Genomic DNA, 24,974 nt, shown 5'->3' with positions numbered 1-24,974 from the left:
GGAGACCACGATGACGAACGACAGCCACCACCAGAACACACCGATCAATGACCACAAGGACAAGACGATGCCTGCAGTGAACGACGACCGAAAAGACCATATCAGCGATACCCTGAAGGAGGCGACCGGACGGCTGGCGGCGCTGCTGGACCCGAGGGCGCGCGAGCGCGCCAGGCGCCGCGGAAGGCTCGAGGACCTCTACGTGTCCTCGCACGTCCACGCCAAGGCCGAGCTTGCGGTATCGGATCTCGTCGAGAACCTCGTAGCCTCGGAAGACGGGCAGTCGGGAAAGCGGCGCGCCCTCTTTCTAATCGGCGAATCCGGCTCCGGCAAGAGCACGGTGCTCCAGCGGACATTGCTGTCGCGACCAGAACTGCAGCCCCAGCTCGACCGCCATGGCGAGTGGAGGCGTACGATGATCCACTTCGACTGCCCTAAGCCGGTCACTGAGAAGCTTTTCGCCCGTAAGCTGATCGAGGTTGCAGGTCATCCGCTCGACACTTCGAGGATGGCTGGTTACGAGCTTTTCGAACTGGCCAAGGGCATTCTGCGCGAAAGGCAGGTGCTGCTCGTCGTGATCGACGAGGCCCAGCACCTTCTCAAGGGCAACGATCGGCAGACGATCCAGAACCTCGCCGACACGGTCAAGAGCCTGCTCCAGATCGAAGGCTGGCCGCTCCACATCGTCCTCTCGGGAGTTCCTTCGCTGGCGCAATTTCTCGAATATGAGCCTCAGCTCCGCAACCGCAGCACCGTGGTGGAGCTCGAGCCTCTCACCTTTCCTGCGGACGTCGACCGCGTCCGAGTCATCGTGCAAGGGGTCATTGAGAAGCACGCTCAGATGCGAATGGCTCCCGATCTCGCGAGCGACGATTTCGTGCAGCGCCTTATTAGCGCCGGAGAAGGTGGCTTTGGTTCCGTCATTCAGCTCGTAAGGTCGGCCTGCGAAACGGCGATCCGAGCTGATGCCCAGACCGTAGAACGCGCGCATTTCGCCGACGCCTTCGCGCTGATTTCCGGATGCAGCCCGAGCCGGAACATCTTTCTGGCCGCCGATTGGCTCCACCTCACCCCCGCCACCGCAGTCATCGAGCTGGCCGATCGGCAGGAGGCGGCGGACAACAGGCTTGAAGCACGGCGGCGGAACCGGAAGAAGAGGAGCGAGTGATGCTACTGGATGTGGAACTCCATCCGTTCGAGGACATCCTGTCTTACTTGTCGCGGGTAGCGGCGGTCAACGGCGTACCGAGCACGGCTTCCATGCTCCGGCAGATGGACACCACGCCTCACGAGGTTTGGCTGGGGAAGGAAGTCGCGACGGCCGCAGTCTGCGCGAACCTGAGCCGCCCTTTCCACCAAGTGCGGCGTGCCAGCTTCGTGCCACTACACGAAGGAGTATACTCGGTCGCGGGCAGCAGGATCCTCCACAAGGAACTGTGGACCGGCGCGCCGCGCTTCTGCCCGCTATGCATCCTTGACGATATGAAATTTGGGCGCGGGCCTGAAAGGGCCCGCTCCTTCGCGAGGCTTTCGTGGCGGCTGCGCTCGGTGGGCGCGTGTCACGTCCATTCGGTCGCGCTAATGACGTCGCGTTCGCGTGGCCTACGCCACGAGTTCTACAATGCGGTATCTTCCGATCCGACTTATGTCTGCTTCAAGGCGGAACGCCTGGAGCCGGTCAGCCTCCATGAAGCGGACCGGTATTTCGCCAGCCGTCTCGACGGTGCGACGTTGGAACATCCCTGGCTCGACGCAATCCCGTACGACGTCGCCTCCGGCGTAGCCGCGCGGATCGGGATCTTAGTCCGCCACGGAGCCAGAACACTCGTGCGCAGTCTGCCGGAAGTCGAGATGCTGGCCGCCAGGAGAGAGGGCTTCGGCGTGTTGTCCGCCGGCGCGTCCGGCTTCGAGGCCTTCTCGAGATACTGGATCCGGAAGAAGTGGAAGCGGAACACTACCAACATCGGCCGCCATCTCTTCGGCGAATTATATCAATATCTTGAGGCGAACAGCGGCGATCAGGGCACCTCGCAGGTGGCTGAGGTCTTGCGGAAGGTTGCTTCGGACGGCCTTCCCCTCGAAAGAGGGCGGAAGTTCCTAGGGACGCGAGGGAACGGTGGGGTGCAAACCATCCGCGGTGTGGTGTTGCATTACGGAATCCCGCACAAACGCGTCATGACAATTCTGCAGGAAGAGGGTGTTCTCGTCGAAAATGCGGAGCTCCACGACATTACACTCAAGTTCGACGTCTCCTCCGTAAGGTCTAGGCTTGAGGCGGAAGCCGGAGGTATCAGCTATCGAACCCTCTTGACGCGGTATAATTTGCAACTCTTCAAGGGGTCGGCTATCTTCGACGGTCGATTTTCCTGGGCGCTCCGGCCGAAAACTATAGCTCAATCCTCCCGCCGACGGACCTTCTTTAGTCATCATGCCGACGCTTTGCTAAACCACCTCACAATCGACGCGTCGGCTGGAAAGCATCCCGGACGGTGCGTTTTGACGACTGCGGCTCGCAAGGCCGAATGCTCCCTGAACGACATCCTCGTGCTTCTAATGGAGCGACGTCTTGGCCATGTCAGCTACGACCCAGACTTAAAGTTCCTTGGCATTCAAGTCTCGGTCGAGGAAGTCCGCAACAAACTCCCGATTTCCTCAGGCAACGAACCCGTTCCAAAATAGGGGCCGGACAGAAAAATACGAACGCTAGCAACCCGCCCTCGCCGGCGGGTTTTTTCGTGCCGCGATTTTAACGATACTTCATTGAGGCCGATTTAGGGACATCGTTGGTGGAACTTCACCGGCAAATAAAGGAACGGGGCACGCTACCCCATTCAACAAGATCAATGGCTTAACTGCAGACCTATAAAATTTTCGGGACAATGTTATTGGGCCGAAGCAACACCCACGGCGTGGCAACGGATCTCGAATTCAAGGACACTCGAAAGGTCCGGCTCGCGCGGTTCGTATCGGCATACGGGGCATTTCACACCGGCTTCACCGCAGCCGCAGCCATAACTGCCTGTGAAAGGCCGCCGCAGATGCGATTGGCAGACCAATCCGGTATTGTGGCAATTGTCGCAAAATCGCTTCATGGCGACCTCCCCCGTCATCTTGTGTTGAAGGCCGGACAAGCTGGATAAGAAGCGATCCTAGCTACATATTCCCGCGTCGCGCCCGTCCGGCAGCGCCCCATAACCGGCCGCCCGAACAATCGTTCCCCACATCGATTCAAAAAAATCGAACAGGGCATGGATGAGAATGCGCGGTTGATCCGTATATGCAGGTATGAGCAGCAGCAAACGCCCATTTGACGTCATCGGACAGCTTACCGCCTTGCGGCGTTATGCACGTGCGCTCGTGCGCAATCCGAATGATGCGGAAGACCTGGTGCATGATGCGCTGGTCAAGGCTTATGAAAAACGCTCGACCTTTCGCAGCGGCGCCAATCTGCGCAGCTGGCTGATGTCGATCGTCCACAACACCCATATAGACCGCCGCCGCGCCAGCCTTGCACGCCAGAAGCGCGATGAGGCTGCCGCCGAGACGGACATCTCCTATCCGGCCGGACAGGAACATTCCGTTCGGCTCGGCCAGATTCGCGAGGCTTTTATGGCATTGCCGGAAGATCAGCGGGAAGCGCTGCATCTCGTTGCGGTCGAAGACCTTTCCTATCAGGAAGCGGCCGATGCGCTCGGCATTCCGGTCGGCACGCTGATGTCACGGATTTCGCGCGCCCGCGCCCGCCTGCGCTCCTTCGAGGAAGAAGGAAAACGACCCGGCCACCTGAAACTCGTGGGAGGAAACGATGACTGAAAAAGACATGATCATCGATGCCGATCTCAACGCCTATGTCGATGGCCAGCTCGATACCGCAGCGCGCCTGAGGGTCGAGACCTATCTTGCTGACAATCCGCAGGCAGCTGCACGGGTGATGACGGATCTGAGCATGCGCACCTCGCTGAAGCTGGCAATGTCCTCGAACGAGATGCTCGGCCGCGCCGAGACGCGCGAGGCGGCAAGGCGCCTTTCCGCCAATCTCGACAGCCGCCGCAAATGGGCGGTCGTGCAGCGTATCGCGGCTGTTGCCGTGCTCGTTTCGGTGGGCTGGCTTGCCAATTCCTCGATCGGTCCGTTTGCGCCACGCGAAGTCAACGCCTCGGTGCGGACACCGCCGCTTCTCGAAGAGGCGATCCGGGCACACGAGACGGCGCTGGTGCGCCAGGGCATGCCTTCGCAGCCGCAGGTCCGCGCTTACGAACGGGAAGACATCCGCGCCGCGACCGCGATTGTCATGCCCGAACTGCCGAATGACTGGCAGGTCGATGACGTTCAGATCTTTCCGTCCGAATTCGGCCCGAGCGTCGAGGCACGGCTGCATACCGGCGAAGGCATGGTGATCTCGCTCTTTGCGGTACGCCCCGGGCATTTCGCCGTCGAGCCTGTCAAGGACATCAGCATGGCGAATGCCGAGGCCGCATGGTGGCAGATCGGTGACGTCGCTTATGCCGTCGTCTCCAGCAATGCAAAGAGCGGGCTCGCCGATGAGGCCGAGCTGCTCAAGAAGTCGCTCTACTGAACCCTTTAACCCATAATCTCAACCAAGGGACATTGAACATGTATCCGAACCAGAACCGCTTCGGCGGAATGAGCCAGGCATCTGCCGCAGCCTTCGACGAAGGTCTGCGCCAGCACATGCTGCGCATCTACAATTATATGGGCCTCGGCCTGGTCGTCACCGGCCTCGTCGCATTCATCGTCGGCTCGACGCCGGCACTCTACGTGCCGATCTTCTCGTCGCCGCTGAAGTGGGTGGTGATGCTGGCGCCGCTCGCCTTCGTCTTCTTCTTCTCGTTCAAGATGCAGACCATGTCGGCTTCCGCCGCACAGATGACCTTCTGGGCCTTCTGCGCCGTGATGGGCCTGTCGCTCGCTTCGGTCTTCCTGGTCTTCACCGGTGCCAGCATCGCCCGTACCTTCTTTATTGCAGCAACCATGTTCGGCGCCACTAGCCTCTATGGCTACGTGACCAAGCGTGACCTCGCGAAGTTCGGTTCGTTCATGGTGATGGGCCTGATCGGTGTGATGATCGCTTCGATCGTCAACATCTTCCTCGGCTCCAGCGCGCTGCAGTTCGCCATCTCGGTCATCGGCATCGTCGTCTTCGTCGGCCTGACCGCCTGGGATACGCAGAACATCAAGGAACAGTATGCCGAGAACTACGACCAGGAGACCCAGCAGAAGCTGGCCGTCTTCGGCGCCCTCTCGCTCTACCTGAACTTCGTCAACATCTTCCAGCTGCTGCTTAACTTCACCGGCGAACGCGACGAATAGTCCGAACGTCAGCAGATGCATCCCCCGTCGCCCGAGGCGGCGGGGGATATGCCATGGATATATGTGAACGCGACACTGCCTGTTTCCTGCCGCTCAAGCGAACGACTGCCGGGAAACAGCAAAGGCCCGGCATCCTCGCCCGGCTTCATCAACAGAAATTTCCGACACAATCGATCCTCTTTTACCGGCCGTTTCACGCAGAACGACAGGCCTGCCTGTGCGTGAGGGATCAAAACCGGCCAAAGGGTGTTTACCGCTACAAGCGAACCGCTTAGCTTTCTCACCCAATCCTCGGGCATCAGTTCGAGAACGGAGACCGCATGACTTCCTCGATGACCGGCACTGTCGACCAGACACCGGACGCCCGCAAACTTCTGCTCCTGGTCATAGGCTCGATCGGCGTTGTCTACGGCGATATCGGCACGAGCCCGCTTTATGCGTTCCGTGAGGCATTGCGTCCGTTTGCCGAGGATGGTCTCCACGAAACGGAGATCATCGGCCTGATTTCGCTGATGGTCTGGACGCTGACGATCATCGTCACCTTCAAATACGTTCTTTTCCTCCTGCGTGCCGATAATGACGGCGAAGGCGGCACGCTTTCGCTTCTGGCGCTGCTGATGAAGAAGACCGGCCGCTACATGCCTGTCTTGTTCTTTGCCGGACTGATCGGCGCAGCCCTTTTCATCGGCGATGCGATGATCACCCCGGCGCTTTCCGTCATGTCGGCGCTCGAAGGCCTGAAACTCGTCACGCCGGCGTTTGGGGATTACGTACTGCCGCTATCGATCGCCATCATGGTCGGCCTTTTCGCGGTACAGTCGAAAGGAACGGCGGCGGTCTCGAAATTCTTCGGACCGATTACCGTCGTCTGGTTCCTGGTCATGGCCTGGGGCGGCCTCATCCACATCGGTGACGACCTGGCGATCCTTGAAGCGCTCAATCCCTTGAATGCCCTATGGTTCATAACCCATGCAGGCACCGTGGGCTTCATCGTACTCGGCGCCGTTTTCCTGACCGTCACCGGGGCAGAAGCCCTGTATGCCGACCTCGGACATTTTGGCCGCAAACCGATCCAGATCGCCTGGTTCATCCTGGTTTTCCCGGCGCTCACCCTCAACTATCTCGGCCAGGGCGCGCTCGTACTCGATAACCCGGCCGCCGCCGACAATCCGTTCTATCTGATGTATCCGCAATGGGCGCTGCTGCCGATCGTCGTTCTTGCGACGCTCGCGACGATCATCGCCGCCCAGGCCGTCATCACGGGCGCATTTTCGCTTGCCCGTCAGGCCGTGCATCTGGGCTTCATGCCGCGTCTGATGATCCGCTTCACCTCGGAAACCAATACCGGGCAGATCTACGTTCCGGCCGTCAACGGCATCCTCTTCATCGGCGTGATCGTGCTGATTCTGTCTTTCCGCAGCTCGGAATCGCTGGCTACCGCCTATGGCATCTCGGTGACGGGGGCCATGGTCGTCACCACGCTGATGGCCTTCCAGTTCCTCCGCTCGATCTGGAACAAGTCGGTATTGGTTGCAGCCATCTTCCTGGCGCCGCTTTTCATCGTCGAAGCCGTCTTCCTCGCTGCCAATCTGCTGAAGATCCATGATGGCGGCTGGGTTCCGGTGGCACTCGCCATCGTCATCATGCTTCTGATGTGGACCTGGACGAAGGGCTCCCGCTATCTCAAGGAAAAGGCCGCCAGGAACGATATTCCGATCAAGACCTTCATCGCGATGGTCGAAAAGGAATCGGATCATTCTCCCGTCACGGTGCCGGGCACCGCTGTATTTCTCACCAGCGTACCGGACCAGACCCCTGCCGTGCTGATGCACAATATCAAGCACAACCATGTACTTCACGAGCAGAATGTCATCCTGACCGTATGGACGAAGGACAAGCCCTACGTGTCGGAGAGCGAGCGCATCGAAATCACCCGCCTGTCGAAGCGATTCCTGCGGATCGACATCACCTTCGGCTTTATGGAAGAACCGAACGTGACGAAGACGCTCGGGCTTTGCCGCAAGGCGGGCTTCAAGTTCGAGATCATGCAGACCTCCTTCTATCTCGGCCGCCGCAACCTGATCGCCACGCCGAATACAGGCCTGCCGGGCTGGCAGGAGAAGCTCTATATGGGCATGGCCGACTTCGCGATCGATCCATCCGCCTATTTCAAACTGCCGCCGAACCGGGTCGTTGAGCTCGGTGAACAGGTTGCTATCTAAGTTTACCCCGTCGTTTTAGGGGGTATCCGACAGTCGCCCACAGCAATGTTCCAACGGAGCCGCCGGCTCCGTTGACAATCGCGTCGGCCCATTTAAACCGTTGATATTGGCTGGCCGAACGGACATCGCATGGATGGAAACGGCACGACATGAGTTCGACCGATATCGAAAACTCCCCCGAAACGGAGTATGCGGTCGATCGCCAGATCGGCTTCATGCTGCGTCAGGCCTCCCAGCGACATGTCGCGATATTCACCGCAATGATCGGCGACAAGCTGACCACGACTCAGTGGGCAGCACTCATCAAACTGCGTCAGGCCGGCTCTTGCTCACAGAATCAGCTGGGTCGGGAGACCGCAATGGACGTGGCGACGATCAAGGGTGTCGTCGACCGGCTGGTCAAGCGTGACTTCATCCGCACAGAACCCGATCCGAACGACGGCCGGCGACTCGTTCTGTCTCTGACCGACCAGGGTCGAGAAGCCATAGACAGGAATATCGCAGCAGCGCTCGCCATATCCGAAAAGACGCTGCAACCGCTCACATCAGGTGAACGGATGATGCTGATCGAGCTTATCCGAAAGATCAGCTAAGCCCTGCCCGCTCTGCCTCCTTTCGATTTTTCCGCACGACAACCATAAGAAATCATTCGGCGGATTTAGCCAGCTTCGGGCAAGCCTGCTCAATCATGAATTGCTCCAGTGGACCTCAGATTCCACACCTGCACGGCACCGCCTCGGAACATTTGGTCCCGAGGTGCGCCGAACCATGAGAGGAGAAAACCTCCTCTTGGGCTTCATGGCAGGTCACCTGAATTTTGAGCGATCGGATAACATCAAAGGGTTTCGCTTTATGACTTCGACCATCCCCTCGCTGAGCATCACGCAGATCAGATCGCTGACTCCGGCATCGATTGCCGCCTGGACGACGGAAGACGTCGCCGCGCTTTCGACGGCCCAGATCAAGGCTCTGTCTTCGGTACAGGTCGCCGCACTCGAGACGGAAGACCTTGCAGCCTTCTCCTCAACCCAGATCGGCGCGATCTCTGCAGCATCGATCGTCAGCCTCAGCCTCGATCAGCTGGCGGTCCTCTCGGCCGACAAGATCGGCGGGCTCGGCACTGCGCAGGTTGCGGCCCTCAAGGCCACCCAGGTCGCGGCCTTTAACGCAAGCCAGATCGAAGCACTTAACCCGGCCCAGATGGCGGCACTCAGCTCCGCGCAGCTTGCCACCCTGACCCCTGACGAAATTGCGACGCTCGCGCCGGAAGACGTGGCTGCGATCAGCATTGCCGGCCTCGGTGGACTGACGTCCACGAACCTCGCCGCCTTGAGCGCGGAACAGGTCGCCGCGATGCGGACTGCGCAGATCGCGGCGCTGAAAACAGCCCAGATCGCCGCACTCACGGCCGAGCAGACGGAAGCGCTGACGACGGCACAGGTTGCCGCACTGTCATCCCTGCAGCTCAGGGCTCTGTCCAGCACTGCCATTGCTGCCCTGTCGCCCGACCATATCGCTGCGATCAGCGCCAAGGCCATTCCCGGCCTGACCTCGACGCAGATGACGATCCTGACGCCGGAACAGGTCGAGGCATTCTCCTCGGCGCAGGTCGCGAGCCTGACGTCGCTGCAGATCGTTGCACTTGGCACCGACGACCTCGCTGCGTTCTCGCTGGAAGACATCGCGGCGATCAACGTGACCGCCCTTGCCAAGCTTTCCACCTCCAGCATCGCATCCCTTAGCGCCGACCAGACCTCTGCACTGAAGGCGGCTCAGATTGCCGCGCTCAAGCCTGCCCAGGTCACGGCCCTGACCGACGAGCAGACTGCAGCGCTTTCGACCGCGCAGATCGCGGCCTTCACATCCGCTCAGGTCAAGGCCCTCTCGACCATCAGCGTCGCCGCGCTGACGACAGCGCAGGTCGCCGCCCTGAAGACCAATACGGTCTCGGTTCTGACCACGTCGCAGTTGCATGCGCTCTCTGCCGAGCAGATTGAGGCATTCACCTCGACGCAGGTTGCAGCACTGACGTCTGCACAGATCTCCAGCCTCTCCACGGAAGGCATTGCTGCATTCTCGACGGCTGATATCGCAGCGATCACTTCAGCGGCGATCGGCGGCCTTTCCACCGGCACCATCGCAGCGCTGACCACCGCACAGGCCGCGGCACTCAAGTCCACCCAGATCGCCATGCTGAAATCGACTCAGATCGCGTCGCTGACGGCAGAACAGGTCGGTGTTCTTTCGACCACCCAGGTCGCAGCACTGACCGCTGCGCAGATCAAGTTCCTGTCCACCGGCACCATCGGCCAGCTTTCCACCAGCCAGGTCGCCGCGCTGAGCGTCAAGGCGATCGTGGCCATGACCTCAACCCAGGTCGACAGCCTCTCGGCGGCACAGGTCGAGGCACTGACGTCTGCGCAGGTTGCAGCTCTCACGTCGGCACAACTGGCAGCACTGACTGCAGATGAACTGGCAACCTTCTCCACGGCAGATATTGCCGCGATCACGCCTGCAGCACTGGGCGGCCTTTCCACTGCCAACATCGCAGCGCTCAGCGCCGAACAGACCGCCGTTCTGAAGAGCACCCAGATCGCCGCGCTGAAGACCGGCCAGATCGCAGCCCTGACGGCAAGCCAGGTCGCTTCGCTGAGCTCGACGCAGCTCAGCGCTCTGACTGCCGCACAGGTCAAGGTTCTGTCGACCGACACGATCGGTTCTCTCACGCCGGAGCAGATCGGAAAACTCGCGACCAAGGTCGTGGCAGCGCTGACTTCGGCCCAGATCGCCAGCCTCACGCCGGACCAGGCCGAAGCGCTGACATCCGTGCAGGTCGCCAGCCTGACCTCGGTTCAGATCGCCGCGCTGAATGCCGCTGATCTTGCGACCTTTACACCTGAGGAAATCGCAGCGATCACCGCGAGCGCCGTCGCCGGCCTTTCCACCGCGAATATCGCCTCGCTCAATCTCGACCAGACCTCCGCACTGAAGACCGCCCAGATTGCAGCGCTGAAGACCACCCAGATCGGCGCCGTGACGCTGGACCAGATTTCGTCCTTCACGACAGCGCAGATCGCGGCACTGACTTCGTCGCAAATCAAGGTTCTGTCGACCGGAAGCATCGCGATCATGGCTCCGGAACAGATTGCAGCACTCAGCGCCAAGGCGGTCGCAAGCCTGACCTCCGCGCAGATCGGCGCATTCTCGACCGCTCAGGCGGAAGCGTTGACCTCGTCCCAGGTTGCAAGCCTCGGCACGACGCAGATCGCCGCCCTTAGCCCGGCCGATCTCGCGACATTCTCGACCGAAGACATTGCGGCCATCACCGCCAGCGCGATTGCGGTTCTCTCGACCGAAAATATCGCCGCGCTAAGCGCCGAGCAGGCAGCGGCACTGAAATCTGCCCAGATTACAGCGCTGAAGACCACCCAGATCGCCAGCCTGACGCCGACCCAGCTGACCTCGCTGACCACAACCCAGATCAACGCTCTGAGCTCGCTGCAGATCAAGGCGTTGTCGACGGACAGCATAGCATCTCTCACCACCGACCAGATCGCGGCACTGAGCACCAAGGCGGTCGCAAGCCTGACCTCGGCGCAGATCGATGCCCTTTCCGTCGCACAGGTCGAGGCCTTTACCTCGACCCAGATTGCAAGCCTCACCTCTTCCCAGGTTTCGGTTCTGAGCGTCGAGGATCTCGCCTCCTTCACGCAGGATGAGATCGCTGCCCTGAGTTCCGGCGCAGTCTCCGGCCTGTCCAGCGACAATATTGCCGCGCTGACGCCAGACCAGATCGCCATCCTGACCACGGGTCAGGTTGCTGCCCTGACCTCGACCCAGGTTCAGGTGCTGAATACCAACCAGATTGCCAGCCTGACCACGTCCCAGGTGGCCGCGATGACCTCGACGCAGGTCAAGGCGCTGTCGAACGAAGCGATTGCTGCTCTCTCTGCAGATCAGGTCGCGTCTCTGGGCACGAAGGCCGTCGCAAGCCTGACATCGACACAGATCGAAGCGATGTCGACCAGCCAGCTGGATGCCTTTACAACTGCGCAGGTCGCAAGCCTGACATCGGCACAGATTTCGGCGCTGACCCCGGCCGGACTTGCAGCCTTCACGGATGAAGAAATCGCAGCGATCACGGCATCCGCCATGTCGGGCCTTTCGAGCGAGACGATCGCCGCGCTGAGCCCGGACCAAACGTCTTCGCTGACGACAGCACAGGTCGCGGCACTGACCTCCATCCAGCTTTCCGCGCTGACATCGGATCAGGCCACAGCGCTGACCGTCGCGCAGATGGCAGCCCTGACATCATCGGCGATCCCTGGTCTCTCGGCTGGCAACGTGACGACGCTTTCAGGCGACCAGATCGCGGCGCTGACCTCCAAGGCCATCGCCAGCCTCACGTCTTCCCAGATCGAGGCCCTGACAAGCGACCAGATCGACAGCTTCACGACGGCACAGATTGGAGCTCTCAGCGCCACGCAGGTCGCCGCCATGGAACCTGCGGACCTGGCAACCTTCTCCGACACCGATCTTGCGGCTCTCAGCTCCTCGGGCATTACCGGTATCTCGACGGATAATATCGCGGCGCTGCGGCTTGATCAGACCTCTGGTCTGACGGCCAGCCAGATGGCTGCTCTTTCCTCCGGCCAGGTTGCCGCGCTGACAAGCGCACAGATTGCCTCGCTGACGACCACGCAGTTCGGCGCATTGAGCTCGACCCAGGTCAAGGCCCTGGCGACCGACGGCATTGCTGCCCTTTCGAACGACCAGATTGCCGGCTTGGGAACCAAGGCGGTCTCAAGCCTGACCTCCGCACAGATCGACGCGCTTTCAACGGCGCAGGTCGAGGCGCTGACATCGCTCCAGATCGCAAGTCTCGGTTCGACGCAGATCGCCGCACTTGGTGCCGCCGATCTGGCGACCTTCTCACCGGAAGAGATCGCTGCGATCACGGCTTCGGCTATTGCCGGCCTCTCGACCTCAGGCGTCGCAGCCCTGAACCCCGATCAGACCGCATCGCTGAAGACGGCGCAGATGGCTGCGCTGACCTCCAGCCAGTTTGCGGCGATGACGACGTCCCAGATCGGATCGTTGACGACGGCCCAGTTCGGCGCCCTGAGCTCGGGCGCGATCTCCGGCCTGCCGACGGGCAGCATCGCAGCCCTTTCGGCAGAGCAGGTCGCCTCGCTCACCGCCAATTCGATCGGCGGGCTCGGAACTGCCCAGATCGCAGCTCTCTCGACCGTTCAGGCCGAGGCGCTGACTTCGGGGGCAATCTCCGCGATGAGTTCGCTGCAGATCAGCGCATTCAGCTCCGCAGATCTCGCCACGTTCTCCACCGACGATATCGGCGCGATCAGCTCTGCCGCGATCTCGGGTATCTCGACCACTACGATCGGTAGCCTGAACGGTGATCAGCTCGGGGCGATCAAGACCAGCCAGATCCCTGGACTGAGCTTCAACCAGGTAAAGGCGTTGAGTTCCGGTCAGGTCGGATCACTGACCACCGACCAGGTCAGTGCACTGAATGCCCTGCAGATCGCGGCGCTCGGGACGGCGAATGTCACGTCGCTGACCACGGACCAGATCGCGGCGATGAACAACAAGGCGATTGCCGGCTTGACCACCGCGCAGATCGGCAAGCTCACGCTTCAGCAGGCCGAAGCCTTCACGCCGGCGCAGGTGGCAAGCATGAGCTCGTCGCAGATTGCGGCGCTCAGCACCGCCGAACTGTCGACCTTCTCTAACGAGGATATCGCATCGATCAGCACGGCCGGTATCGCGGGCCTGTCGACCAAGGATATCATGAGCCTCTCCAGCGATCAGTTGCACTCGATTACCGCGTCGCAGATCGATGTCATGAACTCGGATCAGATCAACGCAGTCGTATCGGCCTATCAGAATTACTGAGAACCGATTTCACAACGGAATAAGATGGAAATACGATGGCTGGCATCCTCTTCTCGATCCCCGTTCACGAACGCCCGGATATCGTTCGCGACCAGGTAGAGAACATTCACTACTTCTGCCCGGATGCCTACATCGTCATCCATGTGTCGGACCTCGCGGCGCCCCAGATCGATGAATTCAGACGCTATTGCGATCTGCCGAAGACATTCGTCAATCCGAAGTCTTACGAGACAGTGGCCGGCAAGGGCATTCTGCACACCCATGTCAGCAACTTTCATCATGCGCTGAATATGGGCTTGGATTTTGAAAAGATCGTGCTGCTTTCCTCGAACGAGATGTTCGTCAAGCATGGCGTTTCGGAGCATGTTAACCGGTATCGGCTGGGTGCTCAGACCGAGGTTTACGATCTTTCCACCGACTGGCATCTCTTCCGTACCAGCATGCTGGAAGATGAAAGAGTGAGGCGCGTCCTCGATCGACTTGGCTTCCCCGTTTTCTTCGGAGGCCAAGCGGAAGGGCAGTTCTATGATAAGACGATTTTTTCTTTGATCGCAACGCTTTATGTCGAGAACTTCGACATGGCGTCCGTCGGATTTGTCGTCGAGGAGATGCTTCCACCGACGGTCGCAGCGCGATATTGCATGACGGGGAGTACTGCGGCGCTTCCGATCACCTTGTGTGACTACTGCACCAATATCGCCATATCGCCCGAAAACATTGCCCAGATTATTGCGGGAGTGGGAACCCTTTACGGCCGTCGCATCCCGCGGACATTGCGTTCCCCACATGTCGGCGCCTCGGTTCTGCAAGACGTCTACAGCGTCAAACGTGTTCCAAGAGAAGAATGCGATCTGAGAACTTTTATTCGCGGTCTCAGAAACAATCCGGATGGAGTGGCACAGACGGCTTGACCCCTTATCAGGGTCGAGCCGCCGCACGAAATATCTGCGCTCAATGATTACCGCAGGAAGAGAACGAGAAGAATGACGATGGGCAGTGGAATGCCCAGAAGCCAGAGAATAAGACCGCGACCCATGATTACCTCCTGTCGAAGAACGTCTCTTCAACAGAACGTGAGACGGTCTCTTAAGTTCCTCGGCAGGCATGGATTTGACCGCCACTGCGTCTGCCGGGAGTGCTAATTCGTCAGACTACCATGACGGTCATTCAGCTTGCGAGCAGGGAAGCGTTCCGCGCTTCGGCCTGACCATTCGCCGCCTCGGCAATCGTTTCGTAAAGGCGGACCGCGGCTGCTAGATCATCGCTGCCCATGTCGCCGAGCACTTCGTCTCGCAACACGTTGAGAACATCCTCGGCGCGCGCAGCCAATTCCTCGCCCTGTGGCGTCAGCCAGATCCGGTTGGCGCGTCGATCGCTTTCATCGGGTCGCCGTTCTATCAGATCGCTGGCGCTCAATTCATCGAGCAGCCGCACAAGCGCATTGCTCGTATGGCCGATCGCTTCGGCCAGCTGCACCTGACGGAGTCCTCCCCCAAGCCTGCCGATCCAGATCAGAACGTCCGCCCGGGCCGCCGATATGCCCTCGGCAAGCAGCGCTCGCTCCGCCAACCGCCTCCAGAGGCTTGCCGCCTGAAGCAGTCCGCTCGTCGCCTTGCGTCTCTGTGCCTGCTGGTCGTTCATCTGATCCCTGCCATCCATACGTCCGCCTGCGACAATCGGTCTGGCAACCCTGCGGCGGAAATTTATTTATACACCTATTAGTGACTTGAGAATAGTACGCACGTGAACTATATCATTGATCTAGAGCAAGCCACGATAGAGGAATGCATGCGCTCCGGATGCCGGGCGTTTCCTTGGTCGTTCCGGGCTCGGCTTGATGCAGACTTTGCCGCCGCAGCGCCGCAGCGCTTCCGACCTTTGCCTTCGACATCATGCGACTTTTTAAAGACGGAGGCCCTGGCAACCGGGCTGTTGCGTGAAACGAATGGTAATGCTGTCGCAAATCCTCAATCCTGCCCGGGAAGATGTCGTCTTTTCATTGAAGACGTTTGCAGCCGCAGTGCTGGCACTGCTTATCTGCTACACGTTCGACCTTCAGGGGCCGCAATGGGCCTTTACCAGCGTCTATATCATCGCCAACCCGCTGGCCGGCGCTAGCGGATCCAAGGCGCTTTATCGGCTGGTCGGCACCGCTGTCGGTGGTGCAGCGACCGTCGCCTTCATTCCCAACCTCATCAATTCCGCTGAAATTCTCACCGTCACAATTTCGCTCTGGATCGGAATGTGCCTGACGCTCAGCCTGCTTGACCGCTCGCCGCGCGGCTATGCATTCATGCTTGCAGGTTATACCGCAGCACTGACGAGCTTTCCGGTGGTCGATGCGCCGGATACGGCTTTCACCTATGCTACCGCCCGCACGCTCGAGATTGGCGTGGCCATCATCTGCACGCTTCTGTTCAACACGATCTTCTTCCCGAAATCAGCCAACGGCGTCCTGACGCGCCGGGTCGATGGCTGGCTCGCCGACGTTCGCAAGCTGGCCGGCGGTGTTTTGCGCGGCGAAGATACGAGCGGCACGCTTTCTGCTTTGTCGCGCAAGCTCGCCGCCGAAGCTACGGATATCCGGCTCTTCACCACCCACGCTTTTTTCGACACCGGCGATTCGCGGCGTGCGGCCATGCTTTCGCGCGAACTGCAGCGCATGATGGTTGCGCTGCTGCCAGTCATCTCCGGCATAGACGACGTGCTTGGCGCCTTCCGCAACAGCCGCAATGGAATGCCGACCGACATCCGGCAGGTGCTGATCGACGTCGATACCTGGATGGCACAAGGCGTTGCGCTCTCCGACGAGAACCGCGACCTGCTTTGGACCCGGCTGGAAAACATTGCGCGCAATGGCGCCGCGGAAGCAAGCTGGTCGGGCATCCTGTCGCGCAATCTGGCGGTTCGACTGCAGGACCTCGTCCAGACATGGAGCGACTGCATCGATCTGAAAAACGGCATAGAGCCCAAGCGGACGCGTTCGCGCCTCCTGACGCGCCTCGGTCTCAGCGGTTCGCAGCGTCCGATGCACAAGGACTATACGATGGCGCTGTTTTCCGGGGCCACCGCCGCCCTGACAACTGCCCTCGGCTGCACCATCTGGATTTCGACGGAATGGTCTTCCGGCGCCGGCATGGTGGTGATGGGTGCGATCATGATGTGTTTCTTTGCCGCCATGGACAATGCCAAGCCGGTAATCACGACCTTCATGCTCGCAACCATCGCAACAGCTGTCGTCTGCTTCGTTATCCAGTTCGCGCTGACACCGATGATCACCAGCTTCACAGCCTTGATGGCGGTGCTTGCGATCGTCTGCATCCCTGTCGGATTGCTCGCGGCAAAACCGCAGACTTTCCTTCTCGGCATGTCGATCGGTACCAGCATGCCGAACATGCTGGGCTTGCCGGCCCGGCCGAGCTTCGACGCCGCAGCCTTCCTCAACTCGAACATCTCCACAGTCGCCGGCACGATACTGGCCCTGACCGTCACGGTTCTGGTCAAGACGATCGGCACCGAGTGGAGCGCAAGGCGCCTGTTGCGCGCCGGCTGGAGTGATGTCCGGGCCGCTGCCCGCGCCGATGCCGCCAGCGACTTTACCAGGCTCCTGCACAAGATGCTGGATCGGCTAGCCCTGCTTGCACCGCGGATCAACGCTCTGCCGAAAAGCTCCAGCGTACATGGCGAGGATATCCTCAAGGACATGCGCGCCGGCTTCAACCTGATCGAGATGCAGCGCGGCATGCAGGCCCTGAACGGGACGGAACGCGCACTCATCTCGCAGGTCGCAGCCGCAATGGCGAAATATTACGATCGCAAGATCCGCAGCAGCGACCCGGTCAGCCCCGACAGGGATCTGCTCAATGCACTCGACCAGTGCCTCGACGCCCTGATCCAGGACGGTTCACAGGCCTCGGCCGATGCTTCGAGAGCCTGCGCTGCATTACGATACAATCTTTTCCCCGATGCCGACGATTTTCAGCCTGCGCCGACGCATCAACTACAGGACCGCGCAGCATGAAACCCGAACTCGACATCTATGGCGTCTTCATTCCAACTCTCGCCCTTCTGGCTCTGGCAGCCTACCTGCTCAGCATCATCCTGCGCAGGCTGCTTGACCGGATCGGCTTCTACAAACTCGTATGGCACAGGCCGCTCTTCGATATGGCCCTTCTGGTCTCGCTACTGGCCGGACTGGTCGAGGCGGCTGACAAGGTAACACTATGAAATCTCTCTTCGCAGCTTCGGGCCGCGTGCTGGTCACGTGCGCCTTTGTCGGCGTTGCCGGCGTTCTCGGATGGCATGTCTGGGATTATTACATGAACAGCCCCTGGACCCGGGACGGAAAGCTTCAGGCCGATGTCGTCCGCCTCACCACAGATGTGTCCGGCATCGTCAGCGACGTCGAGGCCCATGACAATCAGAAGGTCAAGGCAGGCGACGTGATCTTCCGGATCGATGGCGCGCGTTTCGCGCTTGCCAAACGGCAGGCGGAAGCCGAGCTGACGAGTTCGCAGGCAGCCCTGCGGCAGGCACAGGCGGATCTGTCGCTGTATCAGCGTCTTGGCGACGGCTCCGTCACCAAGCAGAAGATCGACCAGGCACAGACTTCGGTCGATCAGGCCGAGGCGAGTTTCGAGACAGCCAAGGTCGCTCTCGATACGGCGGAACTCAATCTCGAGCGATCGACCGTCAAGGCTCCCGTCAACGGCATCATCACCAATTTCTCGCTGCAGCCCGGTGATTATATCACGGCCGGATCCGCCGTTACCGCACTGGTCGATAGCGATTCCTATTATGTCGACGGCTATTTCGAGGAAAACAAGCTCGACCGGATAAAGCCGGGCGACCAGGCACGTATCGGCCTGATGGGCACTTCGGAAATTCTGAAGGGGCATGTCGTGGGGATCGCTGCGGGGATCGTGGACCGGGAACGGTCAGAGACCACCGGCGCGCTTGCCAACGTCAATCCGACCTTTACCTGGGTCAGGCTCGCCCAGCGTGTGCCGGTTCGCATCGCACTCGACGAGATCCCGGCCGGAACCGCGCTCGTCGCGGGACGAACGGCGAGCGTCAGCATCGTCGATAGCGGCGAAGGCAAACCCTGACGAAGCCGGCAATAGATCGGCAATCCAGGACATTCATTTTAGGAGACATGCAATGGGGAGAAGCGTTGGATCGCTTCTGGTCATTCGCAGGGCGTTGAACGCATTCTGTGAAAACCATCATCTTCCGGTGGAAGACGAAACGGCCATCGAGGCCGCACAACAATTGATCGCGATGGTAAGGGCCGGTGAAAGCGGCCCGGATATGCTGCTTGCCGGAATAGAGGAATGGTTTTCGGATCGGCAAGGCACGGCTGCAGCGTTGGCACCACAGGCCGACAATTCAAATCACGCCACGGCCACCTCACAGATGAATGGCGAGGAACAGAAGAGCGCATGAAAGGATGAGCGGCCGGCAGAATCTGCCAGCCGCCGATTTGATTATCCGAAGGTGACGTTGAGGCTGATCGGAACGGAGGCAAGCGCCTTCGAAATCGGGCAACCGACCTTGGCCTTATTGGCAAGTGCGGTGAACTGCGCTTCATCCGTACCCGGAACGACGCCGTGCAGGTTGAGCTCGATCGCCGTAATGGCAAAACCGTCCTCGACCTTTTCGAGCGTGACCACAGCCTTGGTGTCGAGGCTATCGGCCTTCAGGCCGGCTTCGCCCAGAATAAGCGAGAGAGCCATGGTAAAGCAGGCCGAATGCGATGCGCCGAGCAGCTCTTCCGGGTTTGCACCGTTGACACCTTCAAAACGGGTGGCAAAGCCGTAAGGATAGGCGTTCAGAGCGCCGCTCTGGGTGGAGATTTCGCCCTTTCCGTCCTTCAGGCCGCCGGTCCAGTGTGCAGAGCCGTTCTTCTGAATTTTCATCAAATTTCTCCCTGATCTCGCTCGATTGAAACATGGCCGTCCGGGCCGCCCTTGATCGACCTCGGCGCTCCAATAGATATGGCAACCGGTGATCACGGCAAGCCGATTGATAGTCGGCGCCGGGCCGGCGTCCATAAAATGGAAGCCGAACGTTCAAATGACCACGGGCCGGCCGAAGCGGACCCTAGAGGCGGCCTGTTACGCCAATATGTAATCCGGAAATTCGGCGCTGATCAGGTCGATGATCGACAGCGTGCCGGACAGATGTTTCCTGAGCGCCGCCGTTGCATCCTCCGCCCTGCCGGATGCAATCGCTTCGACAATCGCCTCGTGATCGGTAAGCACGGTCTGCATCTTGCCGGGCATGGGCAGGTTGAGACGCCGCAGTCGGTCGAGGTTGACGCTCTGGCGCCGGACATTTGTCCAGAGCTGCGGAATACCGGTCTTTTCGTAAAGCTTCCGGTGAAATTCGCGGTCGATATTGTCGAAGACGTCGTAGGTTTCGGGAGATGCCACGAGCTTCTGCCGTGCCAGGATCTCCCGCATTTCCGCTGCCGTCTCAGCCGGCGACGTCTCTGTCAGTCGGCGGACGGCTTCGAGTTCGATCGAAAGCCGCAGGAACTGCGCCTGCCGCGCATGATCGATGTCGATCTTGGCGACGACCGTCGCATATTGCGGATAGACCTCGACGAGCCCTTCTTCCTGCAACCGCATCAGGGCATCCCGCACCGGCGTCTGGCTGACGCCGAATTCCAGCTGCAGCGAGGCACGTGACAGAACCGTGCCCGGCACCAGTTGCACCTTGAGGATTCTTTCCCGCAGGATTTCATGCACCTGTAGCGCCACTTGCCGCGAGCGATCCAGCTGCCCGCCCCTGATCATTCCACCCATTCGACTATCCATTTGCTGCCCTGCAAAACACTAAAGCACATAAATGGGGTTGATGCACTGATGTTTTAGTGCTTCAATGCATTTATCCGCTTTGGGAGTGAAGCGGGCCGGGCCGCAAGATTGGATTGCTGGCCTGCACATCCTTGGGAGGAAAACCATGCGACTGCTTATCGGCGGCGTGACCGCTATCGCCATTGCTCTGGGCCTTGCCTGTCCGAGCCAGGCACAGGAAAAGACCAATCTCTCCATCACCCGACAGCCCGGCATTCTCTATCTGGCAAGCCATGTCATGGAGACCCAGAAGCTGATCGAGAAAGAGGCCGCGAAGGAAGGCCTTGCCGGCGTCACCGTCGAATGGCGGACTTTTAGCGGCGGTGGCGCCCAGACCGACGCGCTGCTGGCCGGCAACGTCGACGTCGTCAACACGGGTACCGGCAACCTGCTTCTTCTGTGGGATCGGACGCGCGGCAAAGTGAAGGGGATCATCACCAGCTCGGCGCAGCCGGTCATCATGGTTTCCAACGATCCGCGCATCAAATCGCTGAAGGATATCCAGCCGACCGACAAGATCGCCGTGCCGACCGTCGGCGTCTCGACCCAGGCGATCCTGCTGCAGATGGCGGCCGCCAAGATGTATGGCGACGACCAGGTCAAGAAATTCGACCCGAACACCGTCCAGCTCGGCCATCCGGATGCTGTGGCTGCGATCGCCAACGCACAGCACGAGGTCAAGAACCACTTCTCCGCACCACCCTTCCAGTATGTCGAGCTGAAGCAGCCCGGCGTCCACAAGGTGACGGATTCGCGTGAAATCCTCGGCGGCGCGCTGACCCAGGCGACCTTCTTCACCACCACAACCTTTGCCGATGCCAATCCGAAACTGGTCAAGGCGCTGCGCACCGCGACCGAAGATGCCGTTGCCTTCATCAAGAAGGATCCGAAGGCCGCACTCGAAGCCTACAAGACCGTTTCCGGCGACAAGACCAGCCTCGACGACCTGATGGCGATGATGAAGGAGCCGGGCATGGACGAGTGGCGCACCGACCCGCAGGGCACGATGAAGTTTGCCGAACACCTGCACAAGATCGGCACGCTGAAAAGCATGCCGAAGGCCTGGACGGACTATTACCTGCCCGACAGCGCCTATCTCAACGGCAACTGACCGGCCGCAAGCGACCATTGCAGCGGCGAGGTCCGCCGCTGCCTTTCTTTCCAAGGAGTGAATGCCATGATGCAGGCCACTGTCGCCGCCGCCGAGCGCTTTGCGCCGGCGCCCGAAAAGGCGCCCCTTCTCTCAGTCGATCGCGTGACGCTGCGTTACAAGACGCCCAATCTCCTGATCACCGCCACCGAAGATGTCAGCTTCAACGTCCGCGAATCCGACCGCTTCGTGCTGCTCGGCCCATCCGGTTGCGGCAAGTCCACGCTCCTGAAAGCCGTTGGCGGCTACATGCCGCCCGCAGCCGGCACGATCCACATCAATGGCCGCCAGGTGAAGTGTCCCGGGCCGGACCGGATGATGGTCTTCCAGGAATTCGACCAGCTGATGCCGTGGAAAACCGTTCTGGAAAACGTGATGTTTCCGCTTCTCGTTGCCCGCAAGCTGCCGAAGGCGGAGGCCGAAGCCCGCGCCCGCGAATATATCGACAAGGTCAAGCTGACCCGCGCGGTGAACAGCTATCCGCATACCCTTTCGGGCGGCATGAAACAGCGCGTCGCGATTGCCCGCGGCATGGCCATGCAGCCGGATATCCTTTTGATGGACGAGCCCTTCGCGGCGCTTGATGCCCTCACCCGCCGGCAGATGCAGGACGAGCTGCTGCATCTCTGGGAAGACACGAAGTTCACCGTCATCTTCGTCACCCATTCGATCGCCGAGGCGATCAAGATTTCCAACCGCATCCTGCTGCTCTCGCCGCATCCGGGCCGGGTGAAGGCCGAGGTCGTCGATGTCGACAAGGTGAGCAACGAGGACGGCAGCGCCGCAGCCCTCGAGCGCGACATCCATAACCTGCTGTTCTCCAACGAACCCGGCCACAAGGAATAGAGCCATGTTGTCCCCGAACATCATTCTCGCCTCCGAGGTCGAGACCAGCAAACCCTATGATAATGTCAAGCCGGTGGAACAGAAACTCAGCGCCTTCGAAACGCTCTGGGGTATAGGCGCGCTGCGCAAGGCCCTGCTGATCCTCGTCCTGGCGATCATCTGGCAGGTCTATGCCTCCTATCTCGACAATCCGCTGCTCTTCCCGACCCTCAGCGACACATTGCAGACAATGGTCGACCGTTTTGTCGACGGCACGCTGCCGTCTCGCATCTGGACGACGCTGAAGATCCTGTTCATGGGCTATGCCGCCGGCACCGTTCTGGCCGCACTGCTCACCGTGCTTGCCATCAACACCCGCATCGGCACCGACTTCCTCGAAACGATGACGGCAATGTTCAACCCGCTGCCGGCAATCTCGCTTCTGCCGCTCGCCTTGATCTGGTTCGGGCTTGGTGCTTCCAGCCTCGTCTTCGTGCTGGTTCACTCGGTCCTCTGGGCCGTTGCACTCAACACCCATTCCGGCTTTCTCGGCGTGTCGCGCACATTGCGCATGGTCGGCGCCAATTACGGACTGACCGGTATTTCCTATGTGCTGCGCATCCTCGTACCGGCTGCGTTCCCTTCGATTCTGACCGGCTTAAAAATCGGCTGGGCCTTTGCCTGGCGCACGCTGATCGCCGCTGAACTCGTCTTCGGCGTCTCCTCCGGCCAGGGCGGTCTCGGCTGGTTCATCTTCGAGAACCGAAACTTGCTCGATATCCCGGCCGTGTTTGCCGGCTTGCTGACCGTCATCATCATCGGCCTCATCGTCGAAAACCTCGTCTTCCAGACGATCGAGCGTCACACAATCCAGAAATGGGGGATGAAGGAGTAGCCCCCGGCGCTCCTTCGGTTCCAAGAGGCCATTCCCATGACAGACAGAAAAACACCTGAAACGCTGAGAAGCGCGCGCTGGTTCGCGCCCGACGACCTGCGCTCCTTCGGCCACCGCTCGCGCATGATGCAGCTCGGTTATTCCGAAGAAGAGTTTCGCGACAAGCCGGTGATCGGTATTCTCGATACCTGGTCGGAGCTCAATACCTGCCATTCCCACTTCAAGGAACGCGTGCAGGACGTGAAGCGCGGCGTGCTGCAGGCCGGCGGCTTTCCGGTCCAGATGCCATCGCTTTCGGTCGACGAGAGTTTTACCAAGCCGACCTCCATGCTCTACCGCAACATGCTGGCGATGGAGACGGAAGAGATGATCCGCTCGCATCCGCTCGACGGCGTGGTGCTGATGGGCGGCTGCGACAAGACCACGCCCGGCCTTGTCATGGGCGCGATCTCCGCCGGCGTGCCGATGATCTACCTGCCGGCCGGCCCGATGCTGCGCGGCAATTATGCCGGAAAGATCCTCGGCTCCGGTTCAGACGCCTGGAAATACTGGGACGAGCGGCGTGCCGGCAATATCACCGATGCCGAATGGCTCGGCGTGCAGGGCGGCATCGCACGCTCGGCCGGAACCTGCATGACCATGGGCACCGCCTCGACCATGACGGCGATTGCCGATGCGATGGGCCTGACCCTGCCCGGCGCCTCTTCCATTCCCGCCGTCGATTCCAACCATCAGCGGATGGGCGCCGATTGCGGACGCCGCATCGTCGATATGGTCTGGGAAGATCTGATGCCGGATCGCATCATCACCGAAGGCGCCTGTCGGAACGCGGCGATCGTCGCGATGGCAACCGGCTGTTCCACCAATGCCGTCGTGCACCTGATCGCCATGGCCCGCCGCGCCGGTGTCAACCTGACGCTCGACGACCTCGACGAGCTGGGCCGCGTCACGCCGCTGATCGCCAATGTCCGCCCGTCCGGCAAGGATTACTTGATGGAAGACTTCTTCTACGCGGGCGGTCTTCGCGCGCTGATGAAGCAACTCGACGAAAGGCTCGACCTCTCGGCAATGACCGTCACCGGCAAAACGATGGGCGAAAACCTCGAAGGCGCGCAGGTCTATAATGACGATGTCATCCGACCGCTTTCCAATCCGGTCTATCACGAAGGATCGCTCGCCGTTCTGCGTGGCAATCTCTGCCCCGATGGCGCCGTCATCAAGCCTGCCGCGTGCGATCCGAAATACCATGTGCATCAGGGCCCGGCGTTGGTCTTCGACAGCTATCCGGAGATGAAGAAGGCGGTGGACGACGAGAATCTCGACATCACCCCCGACCACGTCATGGTGCTGCGCAATGCCGGTCCTCTCGGCGGTCCCGGCTTTCCCGAATGGGGCATGCTGCCCATCCCCAAGGCCCTGATCAAGAAGGGCCATCGCGACATGCTGCGCATCTCCGATGCGCGTATGTCCGGCACGTCCTACGGCGCCTGCGTGCTGCATGTCTCGCCGGAAAGTTATGTCGGCGGCCCGCTGGCGCTTCTGAAGACCGGCGATATCGTCCGCCTCGACCTGCCCAACCGAAGCCTCGACATGCTGGTGGACGAGGATGAACTCGCCCGCCGCAAGGCGGCATGGCAGGCGCCGGAACCTCACTTCCAGCGTGGTTACGGCTGGATGTTTTCCCGCCATGTCACGCAGGCCGACAAGGGCTGCGACTTCGATTTTCTGGAAACCGGTTTCGGCAAATCGGCCGGCGAACCGGATATCTTTTGAGA

General features: G+C 60.4%; 20 protein-coding genes. 17 read left to right on the top strand and 3 right to left on the bottom strand.

Going from position 1 to position 24,974, the window contains the following annotated elements:
• The first annotated feature begins 10 nt into the window (after positions 1-10).
• The 9 genes from FHW37_RS25615 (at position 11) to FHW37_RS25575 (ending at position 14,380) form a co-directional block, all read left to right on the top strand.
• Positions 11-1,168, top strand: a complete 1,158-nt coding sequence (locus FHW37_RS25615) for an ATP-binding protein (protein WP_145641516.1) — start codon at positions 11-13, stop codon at positions 1,166-1,168.
• Positions 1,168-2,679, top strand: coding sequence for a TniQ family protein (locus tag FHW37_RS25610; protein WP_145641514.1), 1,512 nt, complete (start codon positions 1,168-1,170; stop codon positions 2,677-2,679). Before FHW37_RS25615 ends, FHW37_RS25610 begins: the two co-directional genes overlap by 1 nt.
• 606 nt (positions 2,680-3,285) lie before the next feature.
• Entirely contained in the window at positions 3,286-3,813 is a 528-nt protein-coding gene (locus FHW37_RS25605; protein WP_145641512.1) for a sigma-70 family RNA polymerase sigma factor, read from the top strand.
• Positions 3,806-4,576 carry an anti-sigma factor gene (locus tag FHW37_RS25600; RefSeq protein ID WP_145641510.1) on the top strand — a complete coding sequence of 257 codons (771 nt, stop codon included), beginning with the start codon at positions 3,806-3,808 and terminating at the stop codon, positions 4,574-4,576. Before FHW37_RS25605 ends, FHW37_RS25600 begins: the two co-directional genes overlap by 8 nt.
• A 38-nt stretch (positions 4,577-4,614) precedes the next feature.
• The gene (locus FHW37_RS25595) at positions 4,615-5,331 is read left to right on the top strand and encodes a Bax inhibitor-1/YccA family protein (protein ID WP_145641508.1); all 717 of its coding nucleotides are present in this window, start codon (positions 4,615-4,617) and stop codon (positions 5,329-5,331) included.
• A 332-nt stretch (positions 5,332-5,663) separates the two neighbouring features.
• A complete protein-coding gene (locus tag FHW37_RS25590; protein ID WP_186458390.1) occupies positions 5,664-7,553 on the top strand; it encodes a potassium transporter Kup in 1,890 nt (629 codons plus the stop codon).
• Positions 7,554-7,702: 149 nt separating this feature from the next.
• Positions 7,703-8,146: a MarR family winged helix-turn-helix transcriptional regulator gene (locus FHW37_RS25585; RefSeq protein WP_145641504.1), complete on the top strand. Its 444-nt coding sequence runs from the start codon at positions 7,703-7,705 to the stop codon at positions 8,144-8,146.
• Positions 8,147-8,405: 259 nt separating this feature from the next.
• Positions 8,406-13,469 carry a beta strand repeat-containing protein gene (locus tag FHW37_RS25580; protein ID WP_145641502.1) on the top strand — a complete coding sequence of 1,688 codons (5,064 nt, stop codon included), beginning with the start codon at positions 8,406-8,408 and terminating at the stop codon, positions 13,467-13,469.
• Positions 13,470-13,504: 35 nt separating this feature from the next.
• Complete coding sequence (locus tag FHW37_RS25575) at positions 13,505-14,380, top strand: hypothetical protein (protein ID WP_145641501.1); 876 nt, start codon at positions 13,505-13,507, stop codon at positions 14,378-14,380.
• A gap of 256 nt (positions 14,381-14,636) precedes the next feature.
• On the opposite strand, the gene FHW37_RS25570 is transcribed toward FHW37_RS25575, so the two are convergent.
• Positions 14,637-15,128 carry a MarR family winged helix-turn-helix transcriptional regulator gene (locus FHW37_RS25570; protein WP_246690905.1) on the bottom strand — a complete coding sequence of 164 codons (492 nt, stop codon included), beginning with the start codon at positions 15,126-15,128 and terminating at the stop codon, positions 14,637-14,639.
• Positions 15,129-15,420: 292 nt separating this feature from the next.
• Here FHW37_RS25570 and FHW37_RS25565 point away from each other — a divergent pair, with 292 nt between their 5' ends.
• From FHW37_RS25565 to FHW37_RS25550, 4 genes are read left to right on the top strand one after another with little or no spacing between them, the layout of a single operon-like run.
• Complete coding sequence (locus FHW37_RS25565) at positions 15,421-17,490, top strand: FUSC family protein (protein ID WP_186458385.1); 2,070 nt, start codon at positions 15,421-15,423, stop codon at positions 17,488-17,490.
• Complete coding sequence (locus FHW37_RS25560) at positions 17,487-17,696, top strand: DUF1656 domain-containing protein (RefSeq protein ID WP_145641499.1); 210 nt, start codon at positions 17,487-17,489, stop codon at positions 17,694-17,696. Before FHW37_RS25565 ends, FHW37_RS25560 begins: the two co-directional genes overlap by 4 nt.
• Positions 17,693-18,577, top strand: a complete 885-nt coding sequence (locus FHW37_RS25555) for an efflux RND transporter periplasmic adaptor subunit (RefSeq protein ID WP_145641497.1) — start codon at positions 17,693-17,695, stop codon at positions 18,575-18,577. Before FHW37_RS25560 ends, FHW37_RS25555 begins: the two co-directional genes overlap by 4 nt.
• Positions 18,578-18,629: 52 nt before the next feature.
• Positions 18,630-18,914 (top strand): hypothetical protein, encoded by a 285-nt coding sequence (locus FHW37_RS25550; RefSeq protein ID WP_145641495.1) that lies wholly within the window; start codon positions 18,630-18,632, stop codon positions 18,912-18,914.
• Positions 18,915-18,955: 41 nt separating this feature from the next.
• Here FHW37_RS25550 and FHW37_RS25545 read toward each other — a convergent pair whose 3' ends face one another.
• The gene (locus tag FHW37_RS25545; RefSeq protein ID WP_145641493.1) at positions 18,956-19,387 is read right to left on the bottom strand and encodes an OsmC family protein; all 432 of its coding nucleotides are present in this window, start codon (positions 19,385-19,387) and stop codon (positions 18,956-18,958) included.
• A 198-nt stretch (positions 19,388-19,585) separates the two neighbouring features.
• Positions 19,586-20,278 carry a GntR family transcriptional regulator gene (locus FHW37_RS25540; protein ID WP_246690904.1) on the bottom strand — a complete coding sequence of 231 codons (693 nt, stop codon included), beginning with the start codon at positions 20,276-20,278 and terminating at the stop codon, positions 19,586-19,588.
• 157 nt (positions 20,279-20,435) lie between these two features.
• Here FHW37_RS25540 and FHW37_RS25535 point away from each other — a divergent pair, with 157 nt between their 5' ends.
• The 4 genes from FHW37_RS25535 to araD all read left to right on the top strand — a co-directional run bounded on the left by FHW37_RS25535 (position 20,436) and on the right by araD (position 24,972).
• Complete coding sequence (locus tag FHW37_RS25535) at positions 20,436-21,440, top strand: ABC transporter substrate-binding protein (RefSeq protein WP_145641489.1); 1,005 nt, start codon at positions 20,436-20,438, stop codon at positions 21,438-21,440.
• Between the two features lie 66 nt (positions 21,441-21,506).
• Entirely contained in the window at positions 21,507-22,325 is an 819-nt protein-coding gene (locus tag FHW37_RS25530; RefSeq protein ID WP_186458384.1) for an ABC transporter ATP-binding protein, read from the top strand.
• A gap of 4 nt (positions 22,326-22,329) precedes the next feature.
• A complete protein-coding gene (locus FHW37_RS25525; protein ID WP_145641487.1) occupies positions 22,330-23,199 on the top strand; it encodes an ABC transporter permease in 870 nt (289 codons plus the stop codon).
• Positions 23,200-23,235: 36 nt separating this feature from the next.
• Positions 23,236-24,972, top strand: a complete 1,737-nt coding sequence (araD, locus tag FHW37_RS25520) for an L-arabinonate dehydratase (RefSeq protein WP_145641485.1) — start codon at positions 23,236-23,238, stop codon at positions 24,970-24,972.
• The last annotated feature ends 2 nt before the right edge of the window (positions 24,973-24,974 follow it).

Origin of the sequence: Neorhizobium alkalisoli (genome assembly GCF_007829835.1) — a bacterium.
In the GTDB taxonomy this organism is placed as follows: domain Bacteria; phylum Pseudomonadota; class Alphaproteobacteria; order Rhizobiales; family Rhizobiaceae; genus Neorhizobium.
This window is presented reverse-complemented; position numbering and strand designations above follow the sequence as displayed.